The 23097-nt window shown below is 73.2% G+C and carries 17 protein-coding genes; 5 read left to right on the top strand and 12 right to left on the bottom strand.

Features of this window, described 5'->3' with window-relative positions:
- Positions 1–12: 12 nt before the first annotated feature.
- The 3 genes from AB0C12_RS06195 to AB0C12_RS06205 form a co-directional block, all read right to left on the bottom strand.
- Complete coding sequence (locus AB0C12_RS06195) at positions 13–1860, bottom strand: hypothetical protein (protein WP_360544715.1); 1848 nt, start codon at positions 1858–1860, stop codon at positions 13–15.
- Positions 1861–2092: 232 nt separating this feature from the next.
- Entirely contained in the window at positions 2093–4933 is a 2841-nt protein-coding gene (locus AB0C12_RS06200) for a tetratricopeptide repeat protein (RefSeq protein ID WP_360544717.1), read from the bottom strand.
- Between the two features lie 2 nt (positions 4934–4935).
- Positions 4936–6399, bottom strand: coding sequence for a 5'-methylthioadenosine/S-adenosylhomocysteine nucleosidase (locus AB0C12_RS06205; RefSeq protein ID WP_360544719.1), 1464 nt, complete (start codon positions 6397–6399; stop codon positions 4936–4938).
- A gap of 56 nt (positions 6400–6455) precedes the next feature.
- Here AB0C12_RS06205 and AB0C12_RS06210 point away from each other — a divergent pair, with 56 nt between their 5' ends.
- The gene (locus AB0C12_RS06210) at positions 6456–6992 is read left to right on the top strand and encodes a hypothetical protein (protein ID WP_360544721.1); all 537 of its coding nucleotides are present in this window, start codon (positions 6456–6458) and stop codon (positions 6990–6992) included.
- Here AB0C12_RS06210 and AB0C12_RS06215 read toward each other — a convergent pair.
- The 6 genes from AB0C12_RS06215 to AB0C12_RS06240 all read right to left on the bottom strand — a co-directional run bounded on the left by AB0C12_RS06215 (position 6952) and on the right by AB0C12_RS06240 (position 16508).
- On the bottom strand, positions 6952–7662 hold the full coding sequence (locus AB0C12_RS06215) for an ABC transporter ATP-binding protein (RefSeq protein WP_360544723.1): 711 nt from the start codon (positions 7660–7662) through the stop codon (positions 6952–6954). The genes AB0C12_RS06210 and AB0C12_RS06215 overlap by 41 nt on opposite strands.
- Complete coding sequence (locus AB0C12_RS06220) at positions 7662–8606, bottom strand: ABC transporter ATP-binding protein (protein ID WP_360544725.1); 945 nt, start codon at positions 8604–8606, stop codon at positions 7662–7664. The genes AB0C12_RS06215 and AB0C12_RS06220 overlap by 1 nt, the downstream gene beginning before the upstream one ends.
- A complete protein-coding gene (locus AB0C12_RS06225; RefSeq protein ID WP_360544727.1) occupies positions 8603–11299 on the bottom strand; it encodes an ABC transporter permease in 2697 nt (898 codons plus the stop codon). Before AB0C12_RS06225 ends, AB0C12_RS06220 begins: the two co-directional genes overlap by 4 nt.
- A complete protein-coding gene (locus AB0C12_RS06230; protein ID WP_360544729.1) occupies positions 11296–14391 on the bottom strand; it encodes an FtsX-like permease family protein in 3096 nt (1031 codons plus the stop codon). Before AB0C12_RS06230 ends, AB0C12_RS06225 begins: the two co-directional genes overlap by 4 nt.
- Before the next feature lie 83 nt (positions 14392–14474).
- Positions 14475–15458 carry an aldo/keto reductase gene (locus AB0C12_RS06235; protein WP_360544731.1) on the bottom strand — a complete coding sequence of 328 codons (984 nt, stop codon included), beginning with the start codon at positions 15456–15458 and terminating at the stop codon, positions 14475–14477.
- A 171-nt stretch (positions 15459–15629) separates the two neighbouring features.
- Positions 15630–16508 carry an aldo/keto reductase gene (locus AB0C12_RS06240; protein ID WP_360544733.1) on the bottom strand — a complete coding sequence of 293 codons (879 nt, stop codon included), beginning with the start codon at positions 16506–16508 and terminating at the stop codon, positions 15630–15632.
- 139 nt (positions 16509–16647) lie between these two features.
- Between AB0C12_RS06240 and AB0C12_RS06245 the strand changes: the two genes are divergently transcribed.
- Complete coding sequence (locus tag AB0C12_RS06245; protein WP_360544735.1) at positions 16648–17511, top strand: helix-turn-helix transcriptional regulator; 864 nt, start codon at positions 16648–16650, stop codon at positions 17509–17511.
- A 341-nt stretch (positions 17512–17852) separates the two neighbouring features.
- Here the strand turns inward: AB0C12_RS06245 and AB0C12_RS06250 are convergent, their stop codons facing one another.
- Positions 17853–19064, bottom strand: coding sequence for an FAD-dependent monooxygenase (locus AB0C12_RS06250; protein ID WP_360544737.1), 1212 nt, complete (start codon positions 19062–19064; stop codon positions 17853–17855).
- 62 nt (positions 19065–19126) lie between these two features.
- Between AB0C12_RS06250 and AB0C12_RS06255 the strand changes: the two genes are divergently transcribed.
- Positions 19127–19600, top strand: a complete 474-nt coding sequence (locus tag AB0C12_RS06255; RefSeq protein ID WP_360544739.1) for a MarR family transcriptional regulator — start codon at positions 19127–19129, stop codon at positions 19598–19600.
- 120 nt (positions 19601–19720) lie between these two features.
- Here AB0C12_RS06255 and AB0C12_RS06260 read toward each other — a convergent pair whose 3' ends face one another.
- Together AB0C12_RS06260 and AB0C12_RS06265 are read right to left on the bottom strand one after the other, a co-directional pair.
- Positions 19721–20587 (bottom strand): SDR family NAD(P)-dependent oxidoreductase, encoded by an 867-nt coding sequence (locus tag AB0C12_RS06260; protein WP_360544741.1) that lies wholly within the window; start codon positions 20585–20587, stop codon positions 19721–19723.
- Positions 20588–20603: 16 nt separating this feature from the next.
- Positions 20604–21266, bottom strand: a complete 663-nt coding sequence (locus AB0C12_RS06265; protein ID WP_360544743.1) for a hypothetical protein — start codon at positions 21264–21266, stop codon at positions 20604–20606.
- A 177-nt stretch (positions 21267–21443) separates the two neighbouring features.
- On the opposite strand from AB0C12_RS06265, the gene AB0C12_RS06270 reads away from it, so the two are divergent.
- Positions 21444–21884 carry a MarR family transcriptional regulator gene (locus AB0C12_RS06270; RefSeq protein ID WP_360544745.1) on the top strand — a complete coding sequence of 147 codons (441 nt, stop codon included), beginning with the start codon at positions 21444–21446 and terminating at the stop codon, positions 21882–21884.
- Between the two features lie 79 nt (positions 21885–21963).
- On the top strand, positions 21964–22977 hold the full coding sequence (locus AB0C12_RS06275) for a S66 peptidase family protein (protein ID WP_360544747.1): 1014 nt from the start codon (positions 21964–21966) through the stop codon (positions 22975–22977).
- Positions 22978–23097: the final 120 nt, after the last annotated feature.

The following is a 23097-nucleotide window of genomic DNA, read 5'->3' on the forward strand; positions in this document are numbered from 1 at the left end:
TTCCACGTACGGTCAAGGGGTCTGTTCCGGGGTGACCAGCTGTCCGTCCGCGTCCAGGCCGAAGGCCCGCAGCCGGATCAGCGACCGATGCTCCTGCGCGGTGTACAGGGCGATCAGCCGCTCCGCCGCCCCCGTCGTGCCGGCGTTCAGCTCGGCTTTGAGGTTCTTCTCGTCGCGCAGCTCGAACAGCAGGGTGCAGAGTTGCAGCGCCGCCTCGGGCCGGCCTTCGTCGACCGCCGCCCGCAGCTCGGCGATCTCGTACAGCGCGGCCGCGCGCCGGGCCGAGAGGCGGGGGATCTTCGCCAGGCGCAGGCCGGCCGCGCGGTCCCCGGCGTCGGCGCGGTCGCGCAGCAGCTCCACCTCGCCCCAGGCCAGGTAGAGGTCGGCCAGCGCCTCCGCCGCCCGGACCTCACCTCGCTCGGCACGGTCGCGGATCTCGCGCAGGCAGCCGCGTTCCGCCAGGCGCTCGACGAGTCGCTCGGCCGCGATCGTGTCGCCGGCCTCCGCCTCCCGGCGCAGCTCGTCGCAGACCCCGCCGTCGGCCAGGATGTCGGCGACCGCGGCGGGGATGTCGCGGGTGCGGCGGCCGGCCGGCGGCCGGACCTCGTCCACGCGCTGCCAGAGCTCCTGCACGTGGGCCAGCTTCCGGACGGCCAGCCGGTCGTGGGGGTGGGCCCGCAGCTGGCGGTGCAGGACGTCGACGGCCTCCGCCAGGCGGTCCTGCCGGACCAGCAGGTCGACGAGTTCGGCGGCGGCGCGGCCGTCGTCGAACTCGTCGACGAGCCGGGTCAGCGCGGGCTCGGCGTAGCAGTAGCGCAGCCGGGCCAGGGCACTTGTCGCGAGACGCCGCAGGTCCTGCGGCTGGCGCAGGTGCGTCACCAGGGCCTGCCAAGCGTGGTGCGGTAGGGCCTCGGTCCGGCGCTTGCGTCGCACGTGCTGCGCCAGGTAGTCCGCGATCGTGTAGCCCGCCAGGGTGCCCGCCCGGCCGTCGTCCACGGGGAACAGCGGTGACACGTCGCCGTAGAGGGGCTCGGTGGCGTGGGGCAGCGCCTCGGACATCCAGTGGGCCGTCGGCCGCACCCGCTGGTAGGTCCGCAGGTAGCCGAACATGGCGCCGGTCAGCAGCTCCACACTCAGCGGGGCCTGCACACCGAGCCGGTGGGCGTCCGCGGCCGCGGTGATCAGGGCCCGCGCGTAGGCGTTGGCGGGTTGCTCCCAGCACATCACCAGCCGTGGCCCACCGGCCAGGACCTGGGTGAGCCCGACCTCGCCCGCCTCCAGAGCGTCCCGGATCCGGGTGTCCTGCTCGGCGATGGCCTCCGCCTTGGATCGTTCGTCAGCGTTCAACGCGTCCGGCACGGGGATCACGAAGGCGCTCTTGACCAGCCGGTGCACGTCGTCGCGGCCGGCGGTCCACTTGGCGTACTGGTCCGGCCAGAGCGTCCCGACGACCAGGTTGCCGTGGCGCACCAGCGCGCGCACGCACTCCGCGGTCAGCGGTGGGTGACCGCCGAGATACTGCTGCAATTCGTCGAGCCAGAACACGGTCTCGCGCGGTGGTGCGTTCTTGACGTCCAGCAGCGCGGACGCGTCGGCCGGCTGCACCAGTCCCCATTCCGGCACGAGCTGATAGATCGCCTCGTACAAAGAACGGGTCTTGCCGGTCGAGGAACCGCCGACCATGACGACGAAGCTGCCCCGGTCGGGCAGATTGGTGGCCAGTGCGGTCCGCAATTGGAAATCGAATTCGCGTTCGACGTAGGTCGGCAGGTCGTCGTCGCTGCCCACCATCGGAATGGCGCTGTGAATTCCCAGCTCACGTGGGATCGCCAGGTCGACGCGCAGCCGGTCGAGCGACACTAGGGAATCATCCCGGGAGCGAATTGCCACATCCGCACGCGCCATCGCCTTCTTTCCAAGCCCGGAAAGGGCCGAGACGGTTTCCTGCACCCGCGATCCGATGATCGGCGGCCGACGATGGAGCGAACGCTACCGCACGATTGGATAAGATCACCAGCGCTGATTCAGCGCGGAATTCGGTGGGCAACCGGGGAATGCTGCCAAGCATTCCTACCGTTTCTCTACCGCATTCCTACCGGCGCCGGGCCTCGGCCTCCGCGCGCAGCTCCGCGACCTCCGGCCGGGCCAGCACCTCGGCCGGCAACGCCGCGTAGACGCCCACCGCCTCCTCGGCGGCCGCCCGCGCCTCGTCGGCCGCTCCCGCCGCGTGCCGGGCCACGGCCAGCACGGTCAGTCCGGTCGCGAGATCAACCGCGTCCAGCTCGCGGCTGAGTCCGGCCGCTTCCCCGGCCGCCGTCACCGCGTCGTCGGTGCGGTCCAGGGCGAGCAGCGCCCGGGCATGACCGGTGAGCGTCGCGACCAGGTGGACCCGGTGCGCGGCCGGCCGTTTCGCCTCCAGGCGCCGGTAGATCGCGGTCGCCTCCCGGTAGGACCCGGCCGCTTCGGCGTCGCGGCCCAGCGCCAGCTGGATCTTGCCCTGGTTGTTCAGCGACGACGCCAGGTACACCTCGTAGGTGACCGGGTCGTCGGCCGCGAGCCGGCGGCGGATGGCGACCGCCTCGGTCACCGTGCCGAGCGCCTCCTCGGCCTGCCCGGCCGCCAGCTGGTCGACCGCGTGGTTGTTCAGGCCGATGGCCAGATCGGCGGTGAAGACGCCGGGCCTCGCCGCGGCCAGCCGCCGCCGGATCTCCACCGCCTCGGCCGACGCGGCCAGCGCCTCAGCCGTGCGTCCGACGTGGAACAGCGGCTCGCTGAGGTTGCTCAACGCGGTCGCCAGGAAGTGCTCGAACGAGTCGGGTAGCAGGTCGGCCAGCTTGCGGAAGGCCGCCACCGACTCGGTCATCACCTCGGCGGCCTCGGCGTAGCGGCGCAGGCCGTCCAGCTGCATGCCCTCGTTGACCAGGGCCGCGGCCACCTCGTGCAGATACGCGTCGGGATCCTGCGCGGCCCGGCGACGGTAGATCGCGGTGGCCCGGCGGGCGTCGGCCCACGCTTCCGCATATTGTCCCAGGCTGTGCCGCCAGGATCCGCGGTTGCCGAGCGCACCGGCCAGCTCGGTCTCGTACTGGTCCCGGTCGGCCTCGGCCAGGTCCTCGTAGAGGCGCACCGACTCGGTGCAGGCGTCTGCCGCTTCCTCGTGGCGGCCGAGGGCGGCGAGGACGGTGCCGAGCGTGGACCACGCGTACGCCAGGTCGGGCTCGTGTCCCGCCAGGGCGCGGTAGAGATCCCTCGCCTCCTCGGCACTGGCCAGGGCCTGCGGCCGGCGGCCGACGTCGAGCTCGGTGTGGGCCAGGTTCATCAGCGCGTGGGCGAGGTCCGCGTCCGGCTCGCCGGGCGTGGCGGCGACGCGGTAGCACTCCACCGCCGCGGCCATCTCCGCGCGGGCGGGGTCACGGTGACCGGTGACGTTGAGCCGGTAGCCGAGGTCCGCGTGCACGTCACCGCGTTCGCGGGGGCTGCTCGCGGCGGCCAGCCGCTGGTCGGCGAGGCGCTGCTGGACGGCCAGCGCGGCGACGTCCAGGTCCAGGTAGCGGCCCTTGGGCAGGTGCTCCTCGATCTCGGCCAGCAGGTTCAGGTCGATGCCGTCGGCGGCGGTCAGGGTGCCGAGGCTGTCGCCGCCGGCCTCGACAGCGAGCCGCGGGTCCGCGCGCAGCACCGGGTAGAGGTGACCGGCACCGACGTGCGGCCAGCGCAGGGTGGCGGCGGCCAGCGTGGACACCGCCCGCCGCAGCCAGGGCCGGGGTGAGCCGTCCTCTTCGCGTCCGAGCAGCCGGGTGAGCAGCGGGCCGGCCCACTCGCCGGCCGGATAGGCGACCCCGTGCCCGGCCAGGGTCAGCGCGACGAAGTCCTCGGCCAGCCGGTCGGGGTAGAGCGGCTCGCACCGGGCGGCGGTGGCCTCACTCGGATAGCAGGCCGCGTGGTCGTCGGCCGCCACGGCGGGATCAACGCCGTCCGGCAGCAGGCCACGCAGCAACGTGACCGCGGCGTCGGCCGGCTGGGTGCCGCAGACCGTGGCGATGAAGACCACCCGCCTCATCGCGTCGGGGCGCAACCGGCCGCCGGCCGCGTGCCGGTCGGCCCAGTGCAGCTGCTCCCGGTCCAGCAGATAGAGGGTGAGCCCGGCGAGGTCGGTGGGCAACGGCCGGTCGCGCCGGCGCGCGTCGACCGCGACCAGAGCAGCCATGTGCACGGCCAGGGTCAGCCCGAATTCCGGGCCGGCGAGCAGATCCACCGGTACGGGCACAGCAGCGCCGTAGTGGGCCAGGAAACCGTCCCGGGCGGCCTCGAACATCTGCCGGCGCGCGGCCCCGGTGGCGGCGAGCGGGGCCAGCCGCTCGTCCGAGAGCGCCAGCCGGCCGGGATCCAGAGCCGTCGCCAGCCCCCGCCAAGCCGCGTCGGTGCGGGCGAGGAACAGGACCCGTACCGGCACAGTCGCCTCGGTCAGCAGCCTGTTGTCCAGCAGCAGCGCCAGGGAGGACAGCGGCCAGCGGTCCGCGTAGTCGGCGATCAGCAGAATTCCGGTCGCCCGGCCGGCCCGCAGGTCCTGGCGGCCGGGCGGCGGCTGAACCGGACCGGCGCCGGTGCTCGCGGAGACGACCAGCCAGCCGTCGTCCTGCGCCCGGCCGGCCACCTCGTCGGCGAGCCGGGTCTTGCCCTGGCCGCCGGGCCCGTACAGCCAGCGGACCGCGATCGACGCCGGGCCGGCGAGCCACTGCTGGTATTCGGCCAGCTCGGTCCGGCGGCCGGTGAAGGTGACCACCCGGTGCCGGGCGTTCAGCAGGCGGCTGGGCAGCTCGGACAGCCACTCGGTGGACGGGCGGGCGGCTCGTTCCCAGCGGGTGAGGAGGTAGAGCGGGGAGCCGTCGGCGTCGACGTGCAGGTCGGCGCCCACCGTCCCGTACGCGTACCCCATGGTCAGCGACGGCCGTGAGCGGCCAGCAGGCGCGCGGCCAGCTCGGCGGCGACCTCGCCCGCCAGGGCGGCGAGATGGCTCGCCGGGACGGATTCCTCAGCCGGCACCTGCAGTGGACCTCGCCCGCGTCCCATCGAGGCCGAGGTACGGGGCAGCGAGTCCGCCCGGCCGACGCTCAGCATGATCGTCGGTTCGACGCCCAGGGCGAGCGCCCAGCGCACCGGGGACGGAAGGTCGAGCTCGGTGAGGGAGGCGATCATCCGCCGCAGGCAGGCGATGATCCATTCCTCGTCCAGCACCGCGCCGAGCGAGTCGCCGGGCAGCGGTTCCCAGGCCGACCGCTGCCCGGAACGGCTGACCACCCGCCCGGCGGGGCCACTGCGGTAGTCGGTCGTCCAGGCCCAGGCCGCCCGGTCGTCGTGCCCGGTCACCAGCTGCGTCATGGCCGGGAGCTCCCCGGCCAGTCGGGGGGCCAGCTCACGCAGCCGGCGCAACTCGATCAACGATGACTCGGTGGCGGGCACCAGGTGCAGCTCCAGGGCGGCCCGCTCGAAGGAGGACGGCCGGTTGACGAATTCGGATCGCCAGGTCACCTGGGGCGGCCGGCTGACCTGCCGCCACTCCACCGAGCTCGGCGGCTCGGCACTGTGGACGTACATGGAGCCGTGCATGACCCCGAACGCCGTGCCGCCGTTCGCGGTGACGTTCTGCACCGACCCGGGGCGTTCCTCGGCGGGCCGGGAGAGGAAGTCGGTGATCACCTCGACCGCGAAGGCGGCGGCGTGGCGCGCCGCGCGAGGCTGCGAGCCGGCGGCGTCCGCCGCGGCCTTCAGCCCGTCGGCCTGGTCACTGATGCCCCGTACGGTCAGCATCCGGACGCGACCGACGTGGGCCGCGCGGGCCGTCCCGGCGCTCTCCATCTCGATCGCCACGGCGTCGTTGTAATGGTGCTTGAGCTGCTGGGCCAGCGGTGTGGTCCGGGAGTTGAGCACCACCTCACCGGCCGCGATCGGCGCGAAGTGGACCTCCGGGGCGTCCGGGCGCTGCTGGAACTCCCGGGCGACCACCCGGGCCCGCTGCAGCAGCTCGTGGTCGGCGTCGAACGATCGGGGCCGCGCGTAGGACTGATCGTCCTGCTCCTTGGCGCCGTGGACCGCGAAGACGCGGGTCGCGACGACCACCGAGCCGAGCGCGATCTTGTCGCTCAGGGCACCGGCGACCCCGACGAAGAACAGCGCCTCCGGCCGGAACAGGTCGATCGCCTCGCCGGCCACCAGGGCCGCGTCCACGTTGCCGGCCCCGACCTCGGCGATCGCCACCCGCGCCCCGCCCAGCGGGCCGACCTCGTACTGGGTGCCGGACCGGGCCGATCGCCGGGTCAGCCCGCCGAGGTGCTCGCGGACCGCCGCGTATTCGAGGGACAGAGCGGTCAGCACCACGATCCGCGCCCCGTCGTCCGTGCTCACTGATCCCCACTCCGCCGCCGGCCGGTCTCCCAGCCTACCGGAGGCATGATGGACCCATGGATGAGCAACGGGTCGTCGCCCGGGGCGGCACCGCGTACGCGGTCATGCACGCTGACCTGCACATCCACGGTCGCGGCACGGCCTCGTACCGGCTCACCCGGATCGCGCCGCAGCCCGCCCGGACCCCCGTGCGACCCGATTGGCCCGGCACGCGGCTCGCCGCGCTGTGGCTGCACGGGCCGGACTTTCCCCGTACGGGTGAAGCGGCCGAAGCCGCCGCCGCCGACCTCGCCCGCAACGGCTGGGTGGTGTTGAGCGCGCGGATCGAGCACGGCACCGCCGAACACCCGGCGCAGCTCCTGCCGCGGGGCACACCGGGCGTGGTGATCATCGTGGACGGTGCCGACGACTGGTCGGCGGCGGAACTGTGCTGGCTGCTGAGCAACGCGCTGGTGCACGAGCCCGGGTTACCGGTCCGGCTGCTGCTGACCGCGAGCACCGTGGACCGCCTGCCGGAGCTGCGGGCGGCGCTGGCCAACGTGCAGGCCGGAGTCAGCGCGCTCCCTGTTTCTCCGCCACGTCCGGGCCGTTGACGAGGGCACCGTCGCGCAGGGTCAGCACGCGGTCGGCGCGGTCCATCAGGCTCGTGTCGTGAGTGGCGACCAGCACGGTCATGCCGTGCGCGTCGACCACCGCGCGGAGCAGGTCCATGATCGAGCGGCCGGTGTCCGAGTCGAGCTGGCCGGTGGGTTCGTCGGCCACCAGCAACAGCGGCTCATTGGCCAGGGCCCGGGCCACAGCCACCCGCTGCTGCTGGCCGCCCGACAGCTCGTACGGTCGTTGCGCCGCGTGCGCGCCCAGGCCGACCAACTCCAGCAGCACGGCGACCCGCTGGTCGCGCTCGGCGGGCGGGCGCCGGGCCAGGCGCAGCGGCACGCCGACGTTCTCGGCCGCGGACAGGATCGGGATGAGCCCGAACGACTGGAAGATGAAACCGATCGTGGTCCGGCGCAGCTCCAGCAGCTCCCGCTCGGTGGCCCCGCCGACGTCGCGCCCGGCCACCTCGATCCGGCCGCTGGTGGGCCGGTCCAGGCCGCCGATCAGGTTCAGCAGGGTCGACTTGCCCGCCCCGGACCGGCCGCGGACGGCGACGAGCTCACCGCGGGCCACCGTGAACGACACCCCGCGGACGGCGTGCACCACACCGTCGCCGGCCGGGAAGTCCCGTCCCAGGTCGCTGACCCGCACCACCGTGTCGGACATCAGGGCTCCTCGCCGGGCCGGACGGCCACGTGGTCGGGTTCCAGGGTCAGCCGCACCCGGTCGCGCAAGGTCAGCGCCTCGACGAACGCGGCCGGCAGCTGCAGGCGGCCGTTGCGGTCGAGGACGGCGTACTCCTCGCTGACCAGCTCTTCCACCCCGTCGATGCCGCGGCGCGCCGAACGGCGTACCTCCGCGGCGGTCCGTCCGTCGCGGATCGCGACCGCCCGGCGGACCTCGCCGGCGACGTTGCGGTCGTGGGTCACCACCACCACGGTGACGCCCAGTTCGGCGTTCACCGTGCGCAGCGCGCCGAAGACCTCCACCGCGGTGGCCTCGTCCAGTTCGCCGGTCGGCTCGTCGGCGAACAGCACCTCCGGATCATTGGCCAGCGCGACCGCGACCGCGCAGCGCTGCTGCTCGCCACCGCTGAGGCGGGCGGGCCGGCGGTCCGCCTGATCGGCCAGGCCGACCAGCTCGAGCAGCTCGTCGGCGCGGGCCCGGGCCGCCTTGCGGCTGCCGCGGGCCAGCCGCACCGGCAGCTCGACGTTCTCCCGGGCATCCAGGTACGGCAGCAGATTCCGCGCGGTCTGCTGCCACACGAAGCCGACCGTGCGCCGCCGGTACGCGAGCCGGCTCTTCGCCGACATGCTGAGCAGGTCGTAACCGGCGACCCGGGCGACGCCGGCGGTTGGCACGTCCAGCCCGGACAGGATGTTGAGCACGGTGGACTTGCCGGAGCCGGACGCGCCGACGATGGCCAGCAGTTCCCCGCGGTCGACGACGAGGTCCAGGCCCTGCAGGGCGACGACCTCGACGCCGTCGGTCTTGTAGATGCGCACCAGGCCGTCGCACACGATGTGCCCGGCCAGCCGGTCGGCACCACCCGCGCGGTCCGCCGCCCGTTGTGCCGCGCGGCGTTCCAGGGCGGCGAGATCCTCGGTCATCCGTACTCCCCTCCGAGCCGCAGCGCCTCACCCAGGCGCATCCGGCGGTTCGCGGCGCTCTCCACCAGCAGCGCCGCGGCGATGACGAGCATCACCACGGCGAGCACGGCGGCGACGAGCACCGGGTCGATGCGGTCGCGAGCCGGCACTCCCGCCGTGAATCCTGACAGTCCCAGGGCGGGACCGAGGAGCCTCGGCAGTGCGACGCCGACCAGGCCGCCGGCGACCAGGGCGACGGTCAGCAGCGGTACGAGCTCGTACAGCAGCAGCCTGCGCCCCTGACCGGCGGACAGTCCCAGGGTCCGCAGCCGCGACAGCGTGGCGCCACGGACCGGCGCACCGGCGAGCACGGCGAAGGCGACGGCCAGCAGAGCCAGCAGGACCGCGCTGGCGGCACCGGCAGTGAAGGTGAAGCTGAGCACCCGGTTGACCCCGCTGTCCTCGAGGGACGCCCGCCGGCCCTGCCACGTCGTGACGGTTGTCGGTGGCAGCGCCCAGTCGGCCGGCGCCCGGCCGAGCCCGCTCGTCAGGTACGCGAGCTGCCCGGCGTCCCCGGCCCGGCGCAGCGCAGCGGGATCGGCGTCCGGGCCGGCGACGACGAGCCGGTTGAACCGCAAGGGCTGGGTCGCGGCGGGCAACGCCTGGGCGGGCAGGACGACGAAGCGCTGTGCGCCCACACCCAGCCCGGGCACCTCGGCGGCGGTCGCGGCGACCCGGAACCGGTACGGCGTGCCCTGGACGTCCACCGCGCCTTCGGTGCCGACCGGCGCGGCGAGGTCGGGTGAGACGAGTGCTGGCACCGGGTCACCGCCGCGGCTGGCCCGGGTCAGGGCCGGTGGCAGGCGCATGCTGCTGCCGCTGTCACGCAGCACCCGTTCGGCAGCCGGGCCGTCGACGACCAGCACGCTCACCTGACCCTGCGCCCGGCCGCCGCCACTGCTGCGCAGCGCCACACCGTTGGCGACCCACAGCGGCGCCACCGCCGTCACGCCGGGAACGGCGGCCAGAGTCCGCGCGGTGTCCGCCCCGAACCCGGCGCCGATGATCAGCGCGTCCCCGGCCACCTCCTGGTCCGTCGCGCGGTCGCGGGCGTCGGCGATCGAGCCGGCCACCGTGCCGGTGAAGACACCGGTGGCCACCGCCACGACGAGCACCGCCAGCGGCGCGGTGTGCACCGGCGAGCCGCGGCCGGCCCCGGCCAGCCCGAGGAACGGCACGGCACCCCGGGCCCGCGCGGTCAGGCGGCCGGCCAGCCGCAACGGCCACGGCAGGAGCCGCAGGACGATCAGGGCCACGCCCACCGCGAGCAGGACCGGCACCACGACCAGGTACGGGTCCACGCCGTCGGACGCGGCCAGCCCTCGCCGGCGTACCAGCAGCACGCCGAGTGCGGCGAGCAGCACGACGAAGGCCTCGGCCACGAGCCGGCGCGCCGACGGACGCGACCGGGTGAGGTCCTGGCGCCGGCCGGCGAAGGTGGGATGCCGCTGCGTCACCGTGGCCAGCACCGGCGCGGTCAACGTGGCCACGGCTGTCACCGCGAGCAGCGGCAGCCAGCCGTACGCGGGCGCCCGCCCGGGCACCAGCGCACCGGCGAGCGCACCGGCGAGCACCGCGGCGGGCACGACCAGCAGGGTCTCGCCCAGCAGCCGGCCGCCGATGGTCGCGGCGGCGCCACCGCGCGCCCGGATCAGGGCGAACTCGGCCCGGCGCCGCTCCACGACCAGTCCGGCGGCGAGCGCGATCAGGCCGAGCAGGGTCGCCAGGACCCCGGCCTGGACGACGGCCAGCAGCGCGGCGACGGCGCTCTGCTCGTTCGTGAAGCGGCTCAGGGAGGTCTCGAGGCCGCTGGTCAGCACGGTCCGCGGCGGCGGTTCGCGCCGGGCGGCGGCCACGGCTGCGGCCAGCGCGGGCACGTCCGGCGCCGACAGCCGGTCCTCGGCGAGCCGGTAGCGCCATTCGTGGACCACGTCGCCGGTGCGCTCGGCGGCGAACCGCAGGCCGGCGTCGTCGGTGAGCAGGCCGGCGCGCACGGTGACCCCGTCGTCCGGGTTCGGGCAGGCCGTCTGGGTCAGCGGCATGTCGGCCCAGATCGGCGCCCCCGGGTCGGTCTGCTCGAAGATGCCGACCACCTGCACGGGGACCTGGCCGTACGAGCCGGTCAGGGTGAAGGTCGAGCCGACCCGCAGCTTCATCGCCGTCGCGGCCGGGCGGGCCACCGTCGCCTCGACGGTGCCGCCCGAGGCCGGTGGCCGGCCCTCGACCATCCGGATCGCCTGGTCGGCGCCGGTCAGCGTGCGCACCGACAGGCTGGGCGTGCAGTTGCCGAGGAACGGCGCGACGTCGCCACTGCTACGCACGCCGGCGGGCCCGACCCGCGCGGTGTACCACTGGTCGCTGATCAGCCCGGGCAGCGGCGCACTGAGCTGCGTGCGGTACGTGTCGAGCCGTTGCGGGCCGTCGCGGACGACATCGGCGGTGGGGTCCAGCGGGAAACGAGCACGCACGCTGCCGAAGGTGAGGTCACGAGCAGTGTGCGGCAACTTGGCGATGTCCGCCCGCAGACCCGCGTCCGTGTTGCCGTTGGCCAGTTTCGGCACGCCGCTCACCAGCAGGGCGGCGACCAGGGCGAGGGCCGCGAGCAGGGCCAGTCCACCGGCGAACGCGCGGGCACGGTGCAGCAGGGCGGTCATTGGTCCTGCCCCCAGGTGGGCGGGGCCGCGGCGAGGCGGCGGTGCATGCGGACGGCGGCCAGGGCGGTCAGGGCGAGGGCGAGCACGACCAGGACCACACCCGTACCGGCGGCGCGCAGCCACTCGATGTCCGGCAGCGGTACGGGCACGGGCCGGGCGGCGGCGGGCGTGAGGACCAGCAGCGGGGCCACCGCGATCGCGACGAGCACCCCGGTGAGCAGCCCGGCGAGCGCGCCGATCCCGGCCAGGAACGCCTGCTCGACGAGCAACGACCGGGTCAGCAGCCGCGGACCCGCACCGAGGGCGTGCAGCACCGCCAGCTCACCGGCGCGGCGCCGGGTGGTGGCCTGCACGTCCACCGCGACCCCGACCGCGGCGAGCAGGACGGCCGCCAGGGCCGCTCCGAACAGCGCCGCGCGGGCCCCGGCACCGAACGGGTCGCTGCTCGCGGCGGCCAGCGCCCGCCGGTCGACGACCTGGATGCCGTCCAGCCGGGCCGCGGCACTCGCCGCGGCGGCGTGGGTGTCCTGCCGCGTGGCCAGCCACCACTCCTGGGTCGCCGAGACCACGCCGCGCCGGCCGAGCAACTGGGAATTGAGCGTCGGGAGGTCGGCCAGCATCGCCGGACCGCCGTCCGTGCCGGGTACCGCCTCGATCGTGTCCGCGATCCTGACGTCCACCTGAACACCCTCGACGTTCAGGGTGGTGGTCTGACCGGTCCGCAGCCGCAGTTCGGCCAGCGCGGCCGGGGTGACCGCGATCGGCACCGGCGTGGCGGCGACGGCCGGCACGACCGCGAAGTCCACCCGGCCCGATCGGGGCACCCGGTAGGCCGCGGTCAAGGCGTCCGGCCGGGGGTGGGCGGCGGGCGCCGTGAACTCACGGTCCGCCACCTGCCAGTTCGGCGGGGACAGCGGGACGTCGAGGCTGTCGAGCCGCCAGTCCACCGTGGACCCGGATGCCGCGGCGGGGGCCACGACGAGGAACCCGGCCAGCCGCCACGAGCCGTCCGCCGGGGGCGTCAGGGTGAACCGGCCGGCGGCGTCCGGCTCGACCGGCGCGCGCACCTGCCGGCCGCTGGGATCGGCGAACAGAGCCGTCGTCTGCACTCCCGGGCCGGCCGTGACGGTGCCGGAGCGGGGCCCCCGGGCATCGTCCGCGGCCGGCCGGGCGTCGGCCAGCGTGCGCCACAGGCCCTCCGGATCGCCGCCGGCGAGGTCGTCCCGGATGCGCAGCACACGCGGCCCGGCCACCGCGTCCACGGCGATGAAGTCGCCCGTGCCGCCGCCGCTGCCGAGAGAGACACTGGTCCGCACACCGGGCAGCGCCGCCACCAGCCCCGGCAGCGCGCCGAGCTCGGTGGACCGGTCCGCGGGCGGAATCCCGGCGTTCTCGACCAGCCGCAGGTCGGCGCCGGCGCGCAGGTCGGCCTGATCGGCGGCGGAACGCTCGGACGTGCCGGCCAGGCACCACGAGACCGTGCCCGCGGCGACCGCCAGCGCCACCAGGACCATCGGGCCCGCGTGCGACCGGCGACCGGCCTGCCAGGCACCGAACACCGCCGCGCTGTCAGCCGTCCGCTCCGCGAGCCGGGCTCCGAACCGCGCCGCCGGGGGCAGCAACCGCAGTGTCAGCACGGCACCGGCGATCACCCCGAGCGTGGGGGCCGCGGCGAGCAGCGGGTCGATGCCCAGGGCGCCGCCCGCGCCCGCACCCGACAACGGGGACGCGTACTGACGCAGCTGCAACCAGCTCAGTACGGCCAGGGCGAGCAGCACCACGTCCAGGCCCGCGCGCAGGATGACGGAACGGGTGCGCGGGCGTGAACGGGCGGCCAGCTCGGCCGCGTACGCGCGCCCCCGCCGCGCCGCCGGACCCGCGACGGCCAGCGCACACCCCGCCGCGGCCACCGCCGCCACCAGCCACGTCGAGGCGGCCAGCCGGGGACGCAGATCGAGAACGGCGGAAAGCGCCGGCGCCCGGCCGGCCAGCTCGACCAGCCCGAACGCCAGCACCGGCCCGAACACCGCCGCGGGCAGCACCACCAGCAGCGCCTCACGGACGGCGAGCCCGGCCAGCCAGCCGCGGGACGCACCACGGGCTCGCAGCAGCGCCGTCTCGCCGCGCCGGTCCTCGGCGAGCACCACGGCCATGAGCAGCAGCGCGTACCCGGCCAGCACGATGATCAGCAGGGCGGGCGTGACCAGCGTGGACCGGCCGACCAGGTCGGCCCGGGGCAACCGGGCGGCGAGCTCGGGCAGGCCGGTCTCGGCCGTCGCCGACTCGTCCAGCCCCCGCGACGGCGGCAGTCCGGTCCCGGCCGCTGTCGCCGCGACGGCGACCCGCCGCACCTCATCCAGCGTGGTCGCGTCCAGTCGCGGGGTCACCAGCCACGCGGCGGACGCGGAGGCGGCGAAACGCGCCGCGAAGTCGGCCCGGTCCACCACCAGCGGCCCGTAGGTAGCCGACTGCGGGCGTACGCCGGTGGTGACCTCCGGCATCAGCCGCCAGTACGGATCACCGGCGTCCACCGGCCGCCACACCCCGGCCACCACCACCTCGGTGACCCGCCCGGTGCGCCGGTCGGCCAGCGGGATCTTGTCACCGACCGTGCGGCCCATCAGCCGGGCGGCCGGCTCGGCCAGCATGGCCTGGGCCGGCGACGCCCCCGGCGCGGCCCACCGGCCGGCGGTCAGCCGGGCGTGCCCGGGCAGGTCATCCACGTGCACAACCGACGCGTACGCGACCCCGGACGAGTCGGGCCGGGCCTGCCCGGTCGGCGCGGCGAGCGCCCAGCCGACGCCGTACTCGGCACCGGTGACGGTGACGGGCACGCCACCCAGCCCGCCCTCGAACGAGCGGCGCAGCGTGGCGTCCCGCTCCTGTTGCCGGGCGGGGTCGTCACCCGCCGAGCCGCGCACGAGCACCGAGCGCTCGGCCGGGTCGGCGGCGGCCACGGCGGTGCGTACGCTCGCCCCGGTCACGGCCGCGCTGTAGACGGTGAGCGCGGCGAGCAGCGTCGCCGCGGTCAGCGCCACCCCGGCCGCGGCCAGCAGCAGAGCCGCCGCTCCCCGTGCGCGCCGCAGCATCATGCGCGCGATCTTGCCAGATCACCCACCCGGTCCGGGGGCATGGTGCCGCTCGCGACGTGCGGGGTTCCGGTCGTGGCGGTTGCTCAGCGCTCGATCAGCCGCATCTGGTCGTCGGTGTGGTGACCGCCCTCGGCCGGTGGCAGTGCGGTGAGCGAGGCGATCAGTTCCGCACTGAGTTCCACCGCGTCCGCGGCCGTGTTCTCCTCCACCCGGCTCACCCGCTTGGTTCCCGGGATGGGCACGACGTCCTCCCCCTGAGCGAGCAGCCAGGCCAGCGCCACCTGGGCCGGCGTACAGCCCACCTGGCCGGCGACGGCCTGCACCCGGTCGGCGATGCGCAGGTTGCGCTGGAAGTTCTCCCCGGTGAAGCGCGGGTGGCCCTTGCGGAAGTCACTGTCGTCCAGCTGCTCCAGATCCGCCGGCGACCGCAGCGCCCCGGTGAGGAAACCCCGCCCCAGCGGCGAGTACGCCACCAGCCCGATGCCCAGCTCACGCAGCACCGGCAGGAGCAGCTCCTGGTCACGCGTCCACAGCGAGTACTCCGACTGCACGGCGGTGACCGGGTGGACGGCGTGCGCCCGCCGGATGGTGCCGGTCCACGCCTCGGACAGCCCGACGTGGCGGATCTTGCCGTCCCGGACCAGCTCGGCGAGGGCGCCCATGGTGTCCTCGATCGGGGTGTCCGGGTCGACGCGGTGCTGGTAGTACAGGTCGATGTGGTCGGTACCGAGGCGCTTGAGGGAGCCGTCGACCGCGGCGCGGATGCTGTCCGGGCTGCTGTCGGGCCGGCCCGCGGCCCGGCCGGTGTGCGAGATCAGGCCGAACTTGGTGGCCAGGAGAACCCGATCGCGGCGTCCCCGCAGGGCCCGGCCGACCAGCTCCTCGTTGACGTAGGGGCCGTAAACCTCGGCGGTGTCGATCAGGGTGACGCCCAGGTCGACGGCCCGGTGGATGGTGCGGATCGACTCGGCGTCGTCACTGCCGGCGCCGGTGTAGCCGTGTGACATCCCCATCGCGCCGAGTCCGATCCGGGCGACCTCCAGGTCGCCGAGCTTCGCGGTACGCATGATCGTCCTCCGTGTGGTTGGCGGGGTCGGGCGGTTCAGGCTTCGGTGCGGTTCAGGCTTCGGTGCGGTTCAGGCCTCGATGCGGTTCAGGCCTCGATGCGGTTCAGGCCTCGGTGCGGTTCAGGCCTCGGTGCGGTTCAGGCCTCGGTGCGGTTCAGGCCTCGGTGCGGTTCAGGCCTCGGGGATGGCGCGGCCGAAGGTGTCGAGGGTGATGTCAGCCGGCTCGGGGCCGCCACGCTTGCCGGTGTCCAGGGCGTCGATCGCGGCGAGCTGCGCACCGGTGAGGTCGAAGTCGAACACGTCGAAGTTCTCCGCGATCCGCTGCGCCCTGGTCGACTTCGGGATCACCTGACGTCCCTGCTGCAGATGCCAGCGCAGCATGACCTGCGCCGGGGTCTTCCCGTACGCCTTGGCGATCGCACCGATCACCGGATCCTCGAGCGTGCTGGTGTGCCCACTGTCGCGGTAGAACGTGATGCCGCCGATCGGAGCCCACGCCTGGGTCAGGATGCCGTGCTGGGCGCCGAACTCCTGCACGTCGCGCTGCTGGAAGTAGGGGTGAACCTCAATCTGGTTGACGGCGGGCACGACCGTCGCCTGCTCCAGCAGCGCGGTGAGGTGGTCGACCATGAAGTTGCTGACCCCGATGGCGCGGACCTTGCCATCCGCGAGGAGCTTCTCCAGCGCCCGGTAAGCGTCCAGGGTCTTGTCGAACGCCGACGGCAGCGCCTGGTGCAGGATCAACAGATCGATCCGGTCGACACCGAGCTTGCCGGCACTCTTGTCGAAGCCGTGCAGCGTCTCGTCGTACCCGTAGTCACTGATCCAGATCTTGGTCTCGAGGAAGACCTCGGCGCCGGAGCGGGCGACGGCCTCCCCGACCTGCCGTTCGTTGCCGTAGGCAGCGGCGGTGTCGACGTGCCGGTAGCCGGTCGCCAGGGCGGCCTCGACGGCAGCCCGGGTCTCCTCCGGCGGGGTCTGGAAGACACCGAGGCCGATGGCGGGCAGCTCGACCCCGTTGTTCAGCGTCAGGCTGGGGACGGTGGTCATGGAACGTTCCTCTCGGTTGCCGGTCAGCAAGTGACGTATCCCGAGAGCCTGCGCTGAAACAGATGCGGCTGGGAGACCCCGTGCAGAGGGGTAATGGCAGGGACCCCCTCCCGCCGGGCGAACTGCCTAGCCTGGGGGCATGGACAACCGCAGCGAGGTCCGCGCGTTCCTCAGCTCCCGCCGGGCGAAGCTGAGCCCGGAACAGGCGGGCATCCCCGCGTACGGCAGCCGCCGGGTCGCCGGCCTCCGCCGCGGCGAGGTCGCGGCGCTGGCGGGGGTCAGCGTCGAGTACTACACCCGCCTGGAACGCGGCAACCTCGCCGGCGCCTCGGACAGCGTCCTGGACGCGATCGCCCGCGCGCTGCGGCTCGACGACACCGAGTCGGCGCACCTCCACCACCTGGCACGCGCCGCGGGCCGGCCGCCGGCTCGCCTCCGCCGCGAGAAGGCGCCCGAGATCCGGCCGGCGATCCGCCACATGCTGGACTCGATGACGGGCGTACCGGCGTTCCTGCGCAACCACCGCTTCGACGTCCTGGCCGGGAATTCGCTCGGCCTGGCCCTCTACGCGCCGATGGTGGCCGCGAGTCCGGAGCTGCCGGTGAACTCCATGCGGTTCACGTTCCTGGACCCGCACGCGCAGGCCTTCTATCCGGAGTGGCCGCAGGTGGCGCGCTCCGCGGTCGCTGCGCTGCGGACCGCGGCGGCCCGGCACCCGGACGACCCGCAGCTGATGAACCTGATCGGGGAACTGTCGATGCGCAGCGAGCCGTTCCGTAGTTGGTGGGCGGCTCAGGATGTTTACGTGCACCGGCACGGCCGGAAGCGTTTCCGCCATCCGGCGATCGGCGAGTTGGACTTGGCGTTCGAGGTGCTCGAGCTGTCCGGTGACGACAACCTGACGGTGTTGACGTACTCCGCCGAGGCCGGCACGCCGTCTGGTGATGGGCTGGAGTTGCTCGCTAGCTGGGCCGCGACGCAGCGGAGCGCCGTCAGCGGGTGAGCGCCGTCAGCGGGTGAGCGCCGTCAGCGGGTGAGCGCCGTCCGCGGCCTCGCGCGGTCAACCTCCAGAACGCCGTCTCTCCCGGCCGGGGCCCGAATACGACGGCGCGGAAGCCTGCGACAGGGAACCCGCCGGCGCGAAATCTGCCGGCAGGCAAGCCGGAGCATCGGTGCAGGCGCCAAGCATCGCACCTCCCTTCAGCCCCCCGCCGCGATTACCTGCCGCTCTCATCCATACCGTGCATGCAACCCGGAAACGCGGCACCCAGGGGAGCCCCCGCGGAAAGGGATAACGTCAGGGACCCCAAGCTCAGGCTCACCTGAGCCTGAGCTGGATCAGGTTCACCGCACGTTCTGCTCGATATTCATCGACGGCAGGGCCTGCCCCGCCCGGGCGACGTGCCCGATGCGTGACGTCAGCTTGCGGAGCACGCCCAAGCTTCCGATCCGTGCGGCCAGCCGCAAGACCCGCACACCGACCTCGGACCTCGGGTAGAAGAGCCCCGGCGTCCCCGGCGGCAACTTCTGCGCGTCCTCGATGAGTGGCCGCATCCAGGCCTCGTAACGAGCAAGCGCGGCGCCGAGCTCGGCGAACTGTGCCCGGCTGAGGTAGGCGGCCAGCACGTATGCCCCCACCATGGCCAGCGAGGTCCCGCCCCCACCCAGCGGAGTCACGCACCAGGCCGCGTCACCGGTGACACAGATCCGCCCCTTCGACCATGAGGTCAACCTGATCTGGGTGAGGTGATCCACGTACACGTCATCGAAGGATTCGAAGCCGGCGACGACCCGGTCGGCCTGCCACCCCGCGTCCTGAAACGTGCGGCGTAGTTCGGCACGGGCCTGGTCGAGCGGCAGGTCGGCAAGGTTCTGCTCACGGCTGGTGAAGGCCAGGGTCGCGCGCGCGGTGCCCCTGTTGTCAGGACGCAGGGTGATCTGGCGGCCGCCCGGAGCCGAATACCAGCGCCACCAACGGTCATCGTCCGCGGTCCGGGGAATCGTCCCGTAGGCCATGGTCAGCCCGAGCTCGCGCCGGGAGACCGCGGAGCCGAAGACGAGGTCCCGGGTCCGGGACCGGACGCCCTCCGCGATGATCAGCAGGTCGTACTGCGCGACCGCTCCCGACCGCAGCGTCACCTCCACATGGGAGCCCTCGTCGCGAACGGTCTCGATCTGCTCGCCGTACCGCACGCAGACCCGGTCGGGCAGCTGGTCGAGGATGACCCGGGCCAGGTCGCCGCGCAGGATCTCCAGTTCCGCGGTGGGACCGTCCGGGTCCTCGACGGGGAATCTCGCTATGACGCGGCCTGCGCCGTCGAGGACGCTCGTGCCTTCCTCGGTGGTGCTCTGGCGGCGTACCGCTTCCGCGAGTCCCATCCGGTCCAGGACTTCCCGGGCCGCACCCCGCACGTCGATGTTCTGTCCGCCGTCGCGGAACGCGCCGAACCGCTCCACGACCTGGACATCCCACCCGGCCCGGCCGAGCCAGAAAGCGGTGCTGAGGCCGGCGATGCTGGCCCCCGAGACGAGCGCCCGTGGCGCGGTGACGGTCATGGAACAGTTCTACCGCGTGATTGTTACACCGTCAAACTATTTGACGATGGTAAGGTTCCGGCGTGACCGGAACCCAGCGAGACCGCCTGCTCGAAGGCCTCCGCGACCACGGCATGGCCTTCGCGGAGCTCGGCCGCCATTTCGGTACGCGGATGGGCCTGCACACCACCGACGCGAACGCGATCGTGGAGATCCTGTCGGCGGAGGACCGCGGCGCACCCCTGACCCAGGCCGCCCTGAGTCACCGCGTCGGCCTGACCCCCGGCGCGACGTCTTCGCTGCTCAACCGCCTGGAGAAAGCCGGCCACGTGATCCGGGTGCGGGACAGCGCGGACCGCCGCATCGTGACCCTGCGCGCGACCGAAGGGGTCGAGGGAATGCTGGCGAGCTTCTTCGGCCCCCTCATCGGCCACGTCGACACGATGATGGCGCGGTACTCCCCCGAGGAACTGGCCCATGCGGAACGCTTCATCAGCGACTTCGTCGCCACGATGAACGGCTACATCAAGGAAGTCGCCCGCCCGGACGACCGGTAGAGCCGTTCGCCCGCACTGCGGGAACGGCTCGCCGCCCTGGGCGGGCGCGGAAAGGCAGGAGACGCGCCCGCGTGCGAACCTCGTCGACCTGCCCGGTGGAGCGACTGGTCCGTGCACGCCCTATCCGCGCGGCAGGGCGTCAACGCCAATCAGGCGCGCCGTGCGTTCGTAGACAGCCGCCGCCAGCTCGGTGTCGCGGGCCGGCGCGGGCGGAGTCGCACTCACGCCGTTGGCGAAGAAGCCGCCGTTCGGGGCCGGAGGCGTGGTGGCCGTGGCGAGCAGGACCGGAGTCCGGGCCGCCTGGTCCGGCGCCTGGGCGAGGAGGCCGCTGACCCAGGACACGGCCTTGAGCAGGCCACCGGACTTGGCACTGAAGCCGGTCCTGATGACGCCGGGGTTGGCACTGTAGGCGTTCATGCCGGCCGGAAGCCGCTCCGCGAGCGCGACGGTCGCCAGCACTCCGGCGAGCTTGGCGGTGCCGTACACGGCGAGCTGCGAGAACCGCCCGCGCCAGGAGACGCCGGTGACGTCCGGGTCGTCGGCGTCGAGCCGCCCGCGGGCCACCAGGTCGCTGGAGATGTTGATGATGCGAGCGTCGGCGGCCAGCAGGCCGTCGGCGAGCAACAGGTGGGTGAGCTGGAACGGCGCGAGATGGTTGAGGGCGTGGGTGCGCTCCACGCCGTCGGCCGTCTCCGCGTACCGGGGAAACGCCGCTCCGGCGTTGTTGATCAGCACGTCGACGCGCTCGACGGACTCCCGGAGCCGCGCGGTGAGCGTGTGGACGTCGTCGCGATCGATCAGGTCGGCATGCAGCGCTTGGACGGTGCGATCGCGGGCATCCGGGGCAAGGGCCCGTCGCGCAGCGAGCGCGCTGTCCGCGTCACGAGTGACCGCGACGATGTCGAAGCCGGCAGCCAGCAGCTGCCGGGCCGTGGCATGCCCGAGGCCCCCGGCCGCGCCGGTGATGACAGCAGTGCGTGTGGTCATGGCAGCAACCCCTGGTTCAGCTGAGGATCCGGAGGGTGACGTCAGCCTGATGTCCGTCCCCGGCCGGCTGCACGGCCGGCCAGCTGCCCGGCGAACCCTTGGCCATGCGGATCTCGATGTCGGTGGTGTTGCGGTACGGGCCGCGGCCGCGTCCCGCGTACGGCGGCAGCGACTGGACGTGCGCGGCGAAGTCGTCGGAGAAGTACAACTCGGTGCCCAGCAGTTCCTTGCCGCCGGCACTGACCCGTACGTGGATGTGCAACGTCCGCGGCGTGTACCAGCCCGGCACGATGGTCTGGAATTCCACGTACCCGGAATCGTCGGTGACCTGCCGGCCGCGCAGAAAGGTCGCCGTGTCCGTCGGCCGGAACCGCCGCAGGGTCAACGAAACCAGGGCCGGGAACCTGTCCGCGCCGTAGCGTTGGTAGCCGGAGTAGATGCCGTCGGCGTCGCAGTGCCAGATCTCGACCATCGCGCCGATGAGCGGCGCGAGCGTTTCGGCCTCCACGGTACGGATCCGCATCAGCAGCGGAACTCCGTCGCGCCCCTCCCGGACGTCACGCCGAAGCGGCGACCCCGGCACGTAGTACGGCCCGTTCCCCTGGTTCGCCGTGGCCTGACCCGGTTCGAGGGTGGCCGCACGCCGGATGGCCGCATCGTTGTCGATCGAACTCAGCAACCTCGTCAGCATCCGCCGGCGAACTCGGTCCCGCACCGAATCCCGCCCCCTTGCCCGCACGTCCATGCCGGCTCCTCCATCCGAGATGCTTGGACTCTCCAAGCATCAGCAATCCTCCCGACAAAGCTTGGACCAGTCAAGTATTGGAGTGTCCAAGCTTCTGGGTACGATGAGGCCATGGACGGTGAGTCGCTGACGTATCAGCTGCTGCGGCTGGTGCACGCCATGGACGGCGCGACCAACGCTCGGATCGAGGACGTCCTCGCCGAGCTGAAGCTCACCCACGCCCTGGCCGACGCCCTGTGGCAGTTGGAGCCGTCGGCGCCGGCGCCGTCGATGCGCCAGATGGCCGCCGAACTGGGTTGCGACCCGTCAACGGTGACGTTCATCGCCGACCGGCTGGAGCAATTGGGCTACGCCGTCCGCGCGGCAGCCCCCGGCGACCGGCGCACCAAGGCGCTGCATCTGACCGACGCCGGCCGCGCAGCCCGGCACCGCCTGGTCGAGACAGCGACAACCCGCACGCCGATCGCCCGCCTGACCGGCGCCGAACAGCGCCGCCTGCACAGCCTGCTGACCAAGGCCATGGCGTCACCCGAGGCGGACCCCGCGCGGTGACTCACACCGTCGCGCCGCTTCCGGCGCCCCGACCCCAAAATGCGTCGCGTGCCTGGGGAGGGGTCGGGATACTGCGTCGGTGAACAGGCCCGCACAGCCTCCGCTGCTCCGGCCCCGCGCCCTCCGCCGCGGAGATCTCGTTGTCATCGCGGCGCTGTCCGGGCCACTCCAGGCCGGCTACGAGCCCAACGTCGACAAGACGGTGCTCGTGCTCGAACGGATGGGCTTCCGCGTACGCCGGGCGCCACTGCTCCGAGCAGGACGCCACCATTGGTGGAGCGCGGCAACACCGGCGGAGATCGCCGCGGAATTGAACACCCTGCTGCGCGACCCCGAAGTGCGCGCGATCATCGCGAACGACGGCGGCCAGACGGCACTCGGTTACCTCGATCTCATCGACTTCGCGGCGATCAGGGCCGATCCCAAACCGATCCTCGGCTACAGCGACATCTCACTGCTGCATCTGGTGCTTCATGCCCGTACGGGATTGGTCGGGTTTCACGCCGACATGGCCACCCCCGGCTTCGGCGGGAATTGGCAGACCGCGCCGGCGCCGCGCCGAGCGGAACTCGAGGATCTCTACACCAGACTGCTGACCAGCACCGAGGCGATCGGCGCGCTACCGGCCGGCGAGAACTGGGAATGCTGGCGCGCCGGGCGCGCCGAGGGCCCACTGATCGGCGGGGTCATCAACCGCATTGTGCTGGCCCAGGCGACGCGCTTCGCGCTGCCGCTCGAAAGCTTCGACGGTGCGGTGCTGTTCTGGGAGGAAATAGGCGGGCAGGCATCGTACGTGTGGAGCTATCTGCAGGTGATGCGGCACAGCGGCATCCTCGATCGAATCTCGGGAATGGTCGTGGGCGTTCCCCGCGAGATCGATGGACTGGAAGAACTGACTCTGCGCGAAATAGTCCTCGACGTCCTGGGCGACCGCGACATCCCGGTCCTGGGCAACGTCGAGGTCGGACACGCCGGCCCGAACCTGCCGATGCCGGTCGGCATCCGTGCCGCCCTCGACGCCCAGCAGCGAACTCTGTCCCTCCTCGAACCGGCGACCAGAAATCCGCACCCAGATCGAGGCAACCGGCGTTGAACTCCCGGCAGGCCCCTTGACACTTCGGCAGTGTCGATGGCGCACGGACGCGGCCGCCGACGACCCGACTCGGACACCCACCATGACATAACAATTATCTATGAATCGGTATCGGTCGAC

This window comes from Actinoplanes sp. NPDC048967 (assembly GCF_040649415.1).
GTDB lineage: Bacteria > Actinomycetota > Actinomycetes > Mycobacteriales > Micromonosporaceae > Actinoplanes.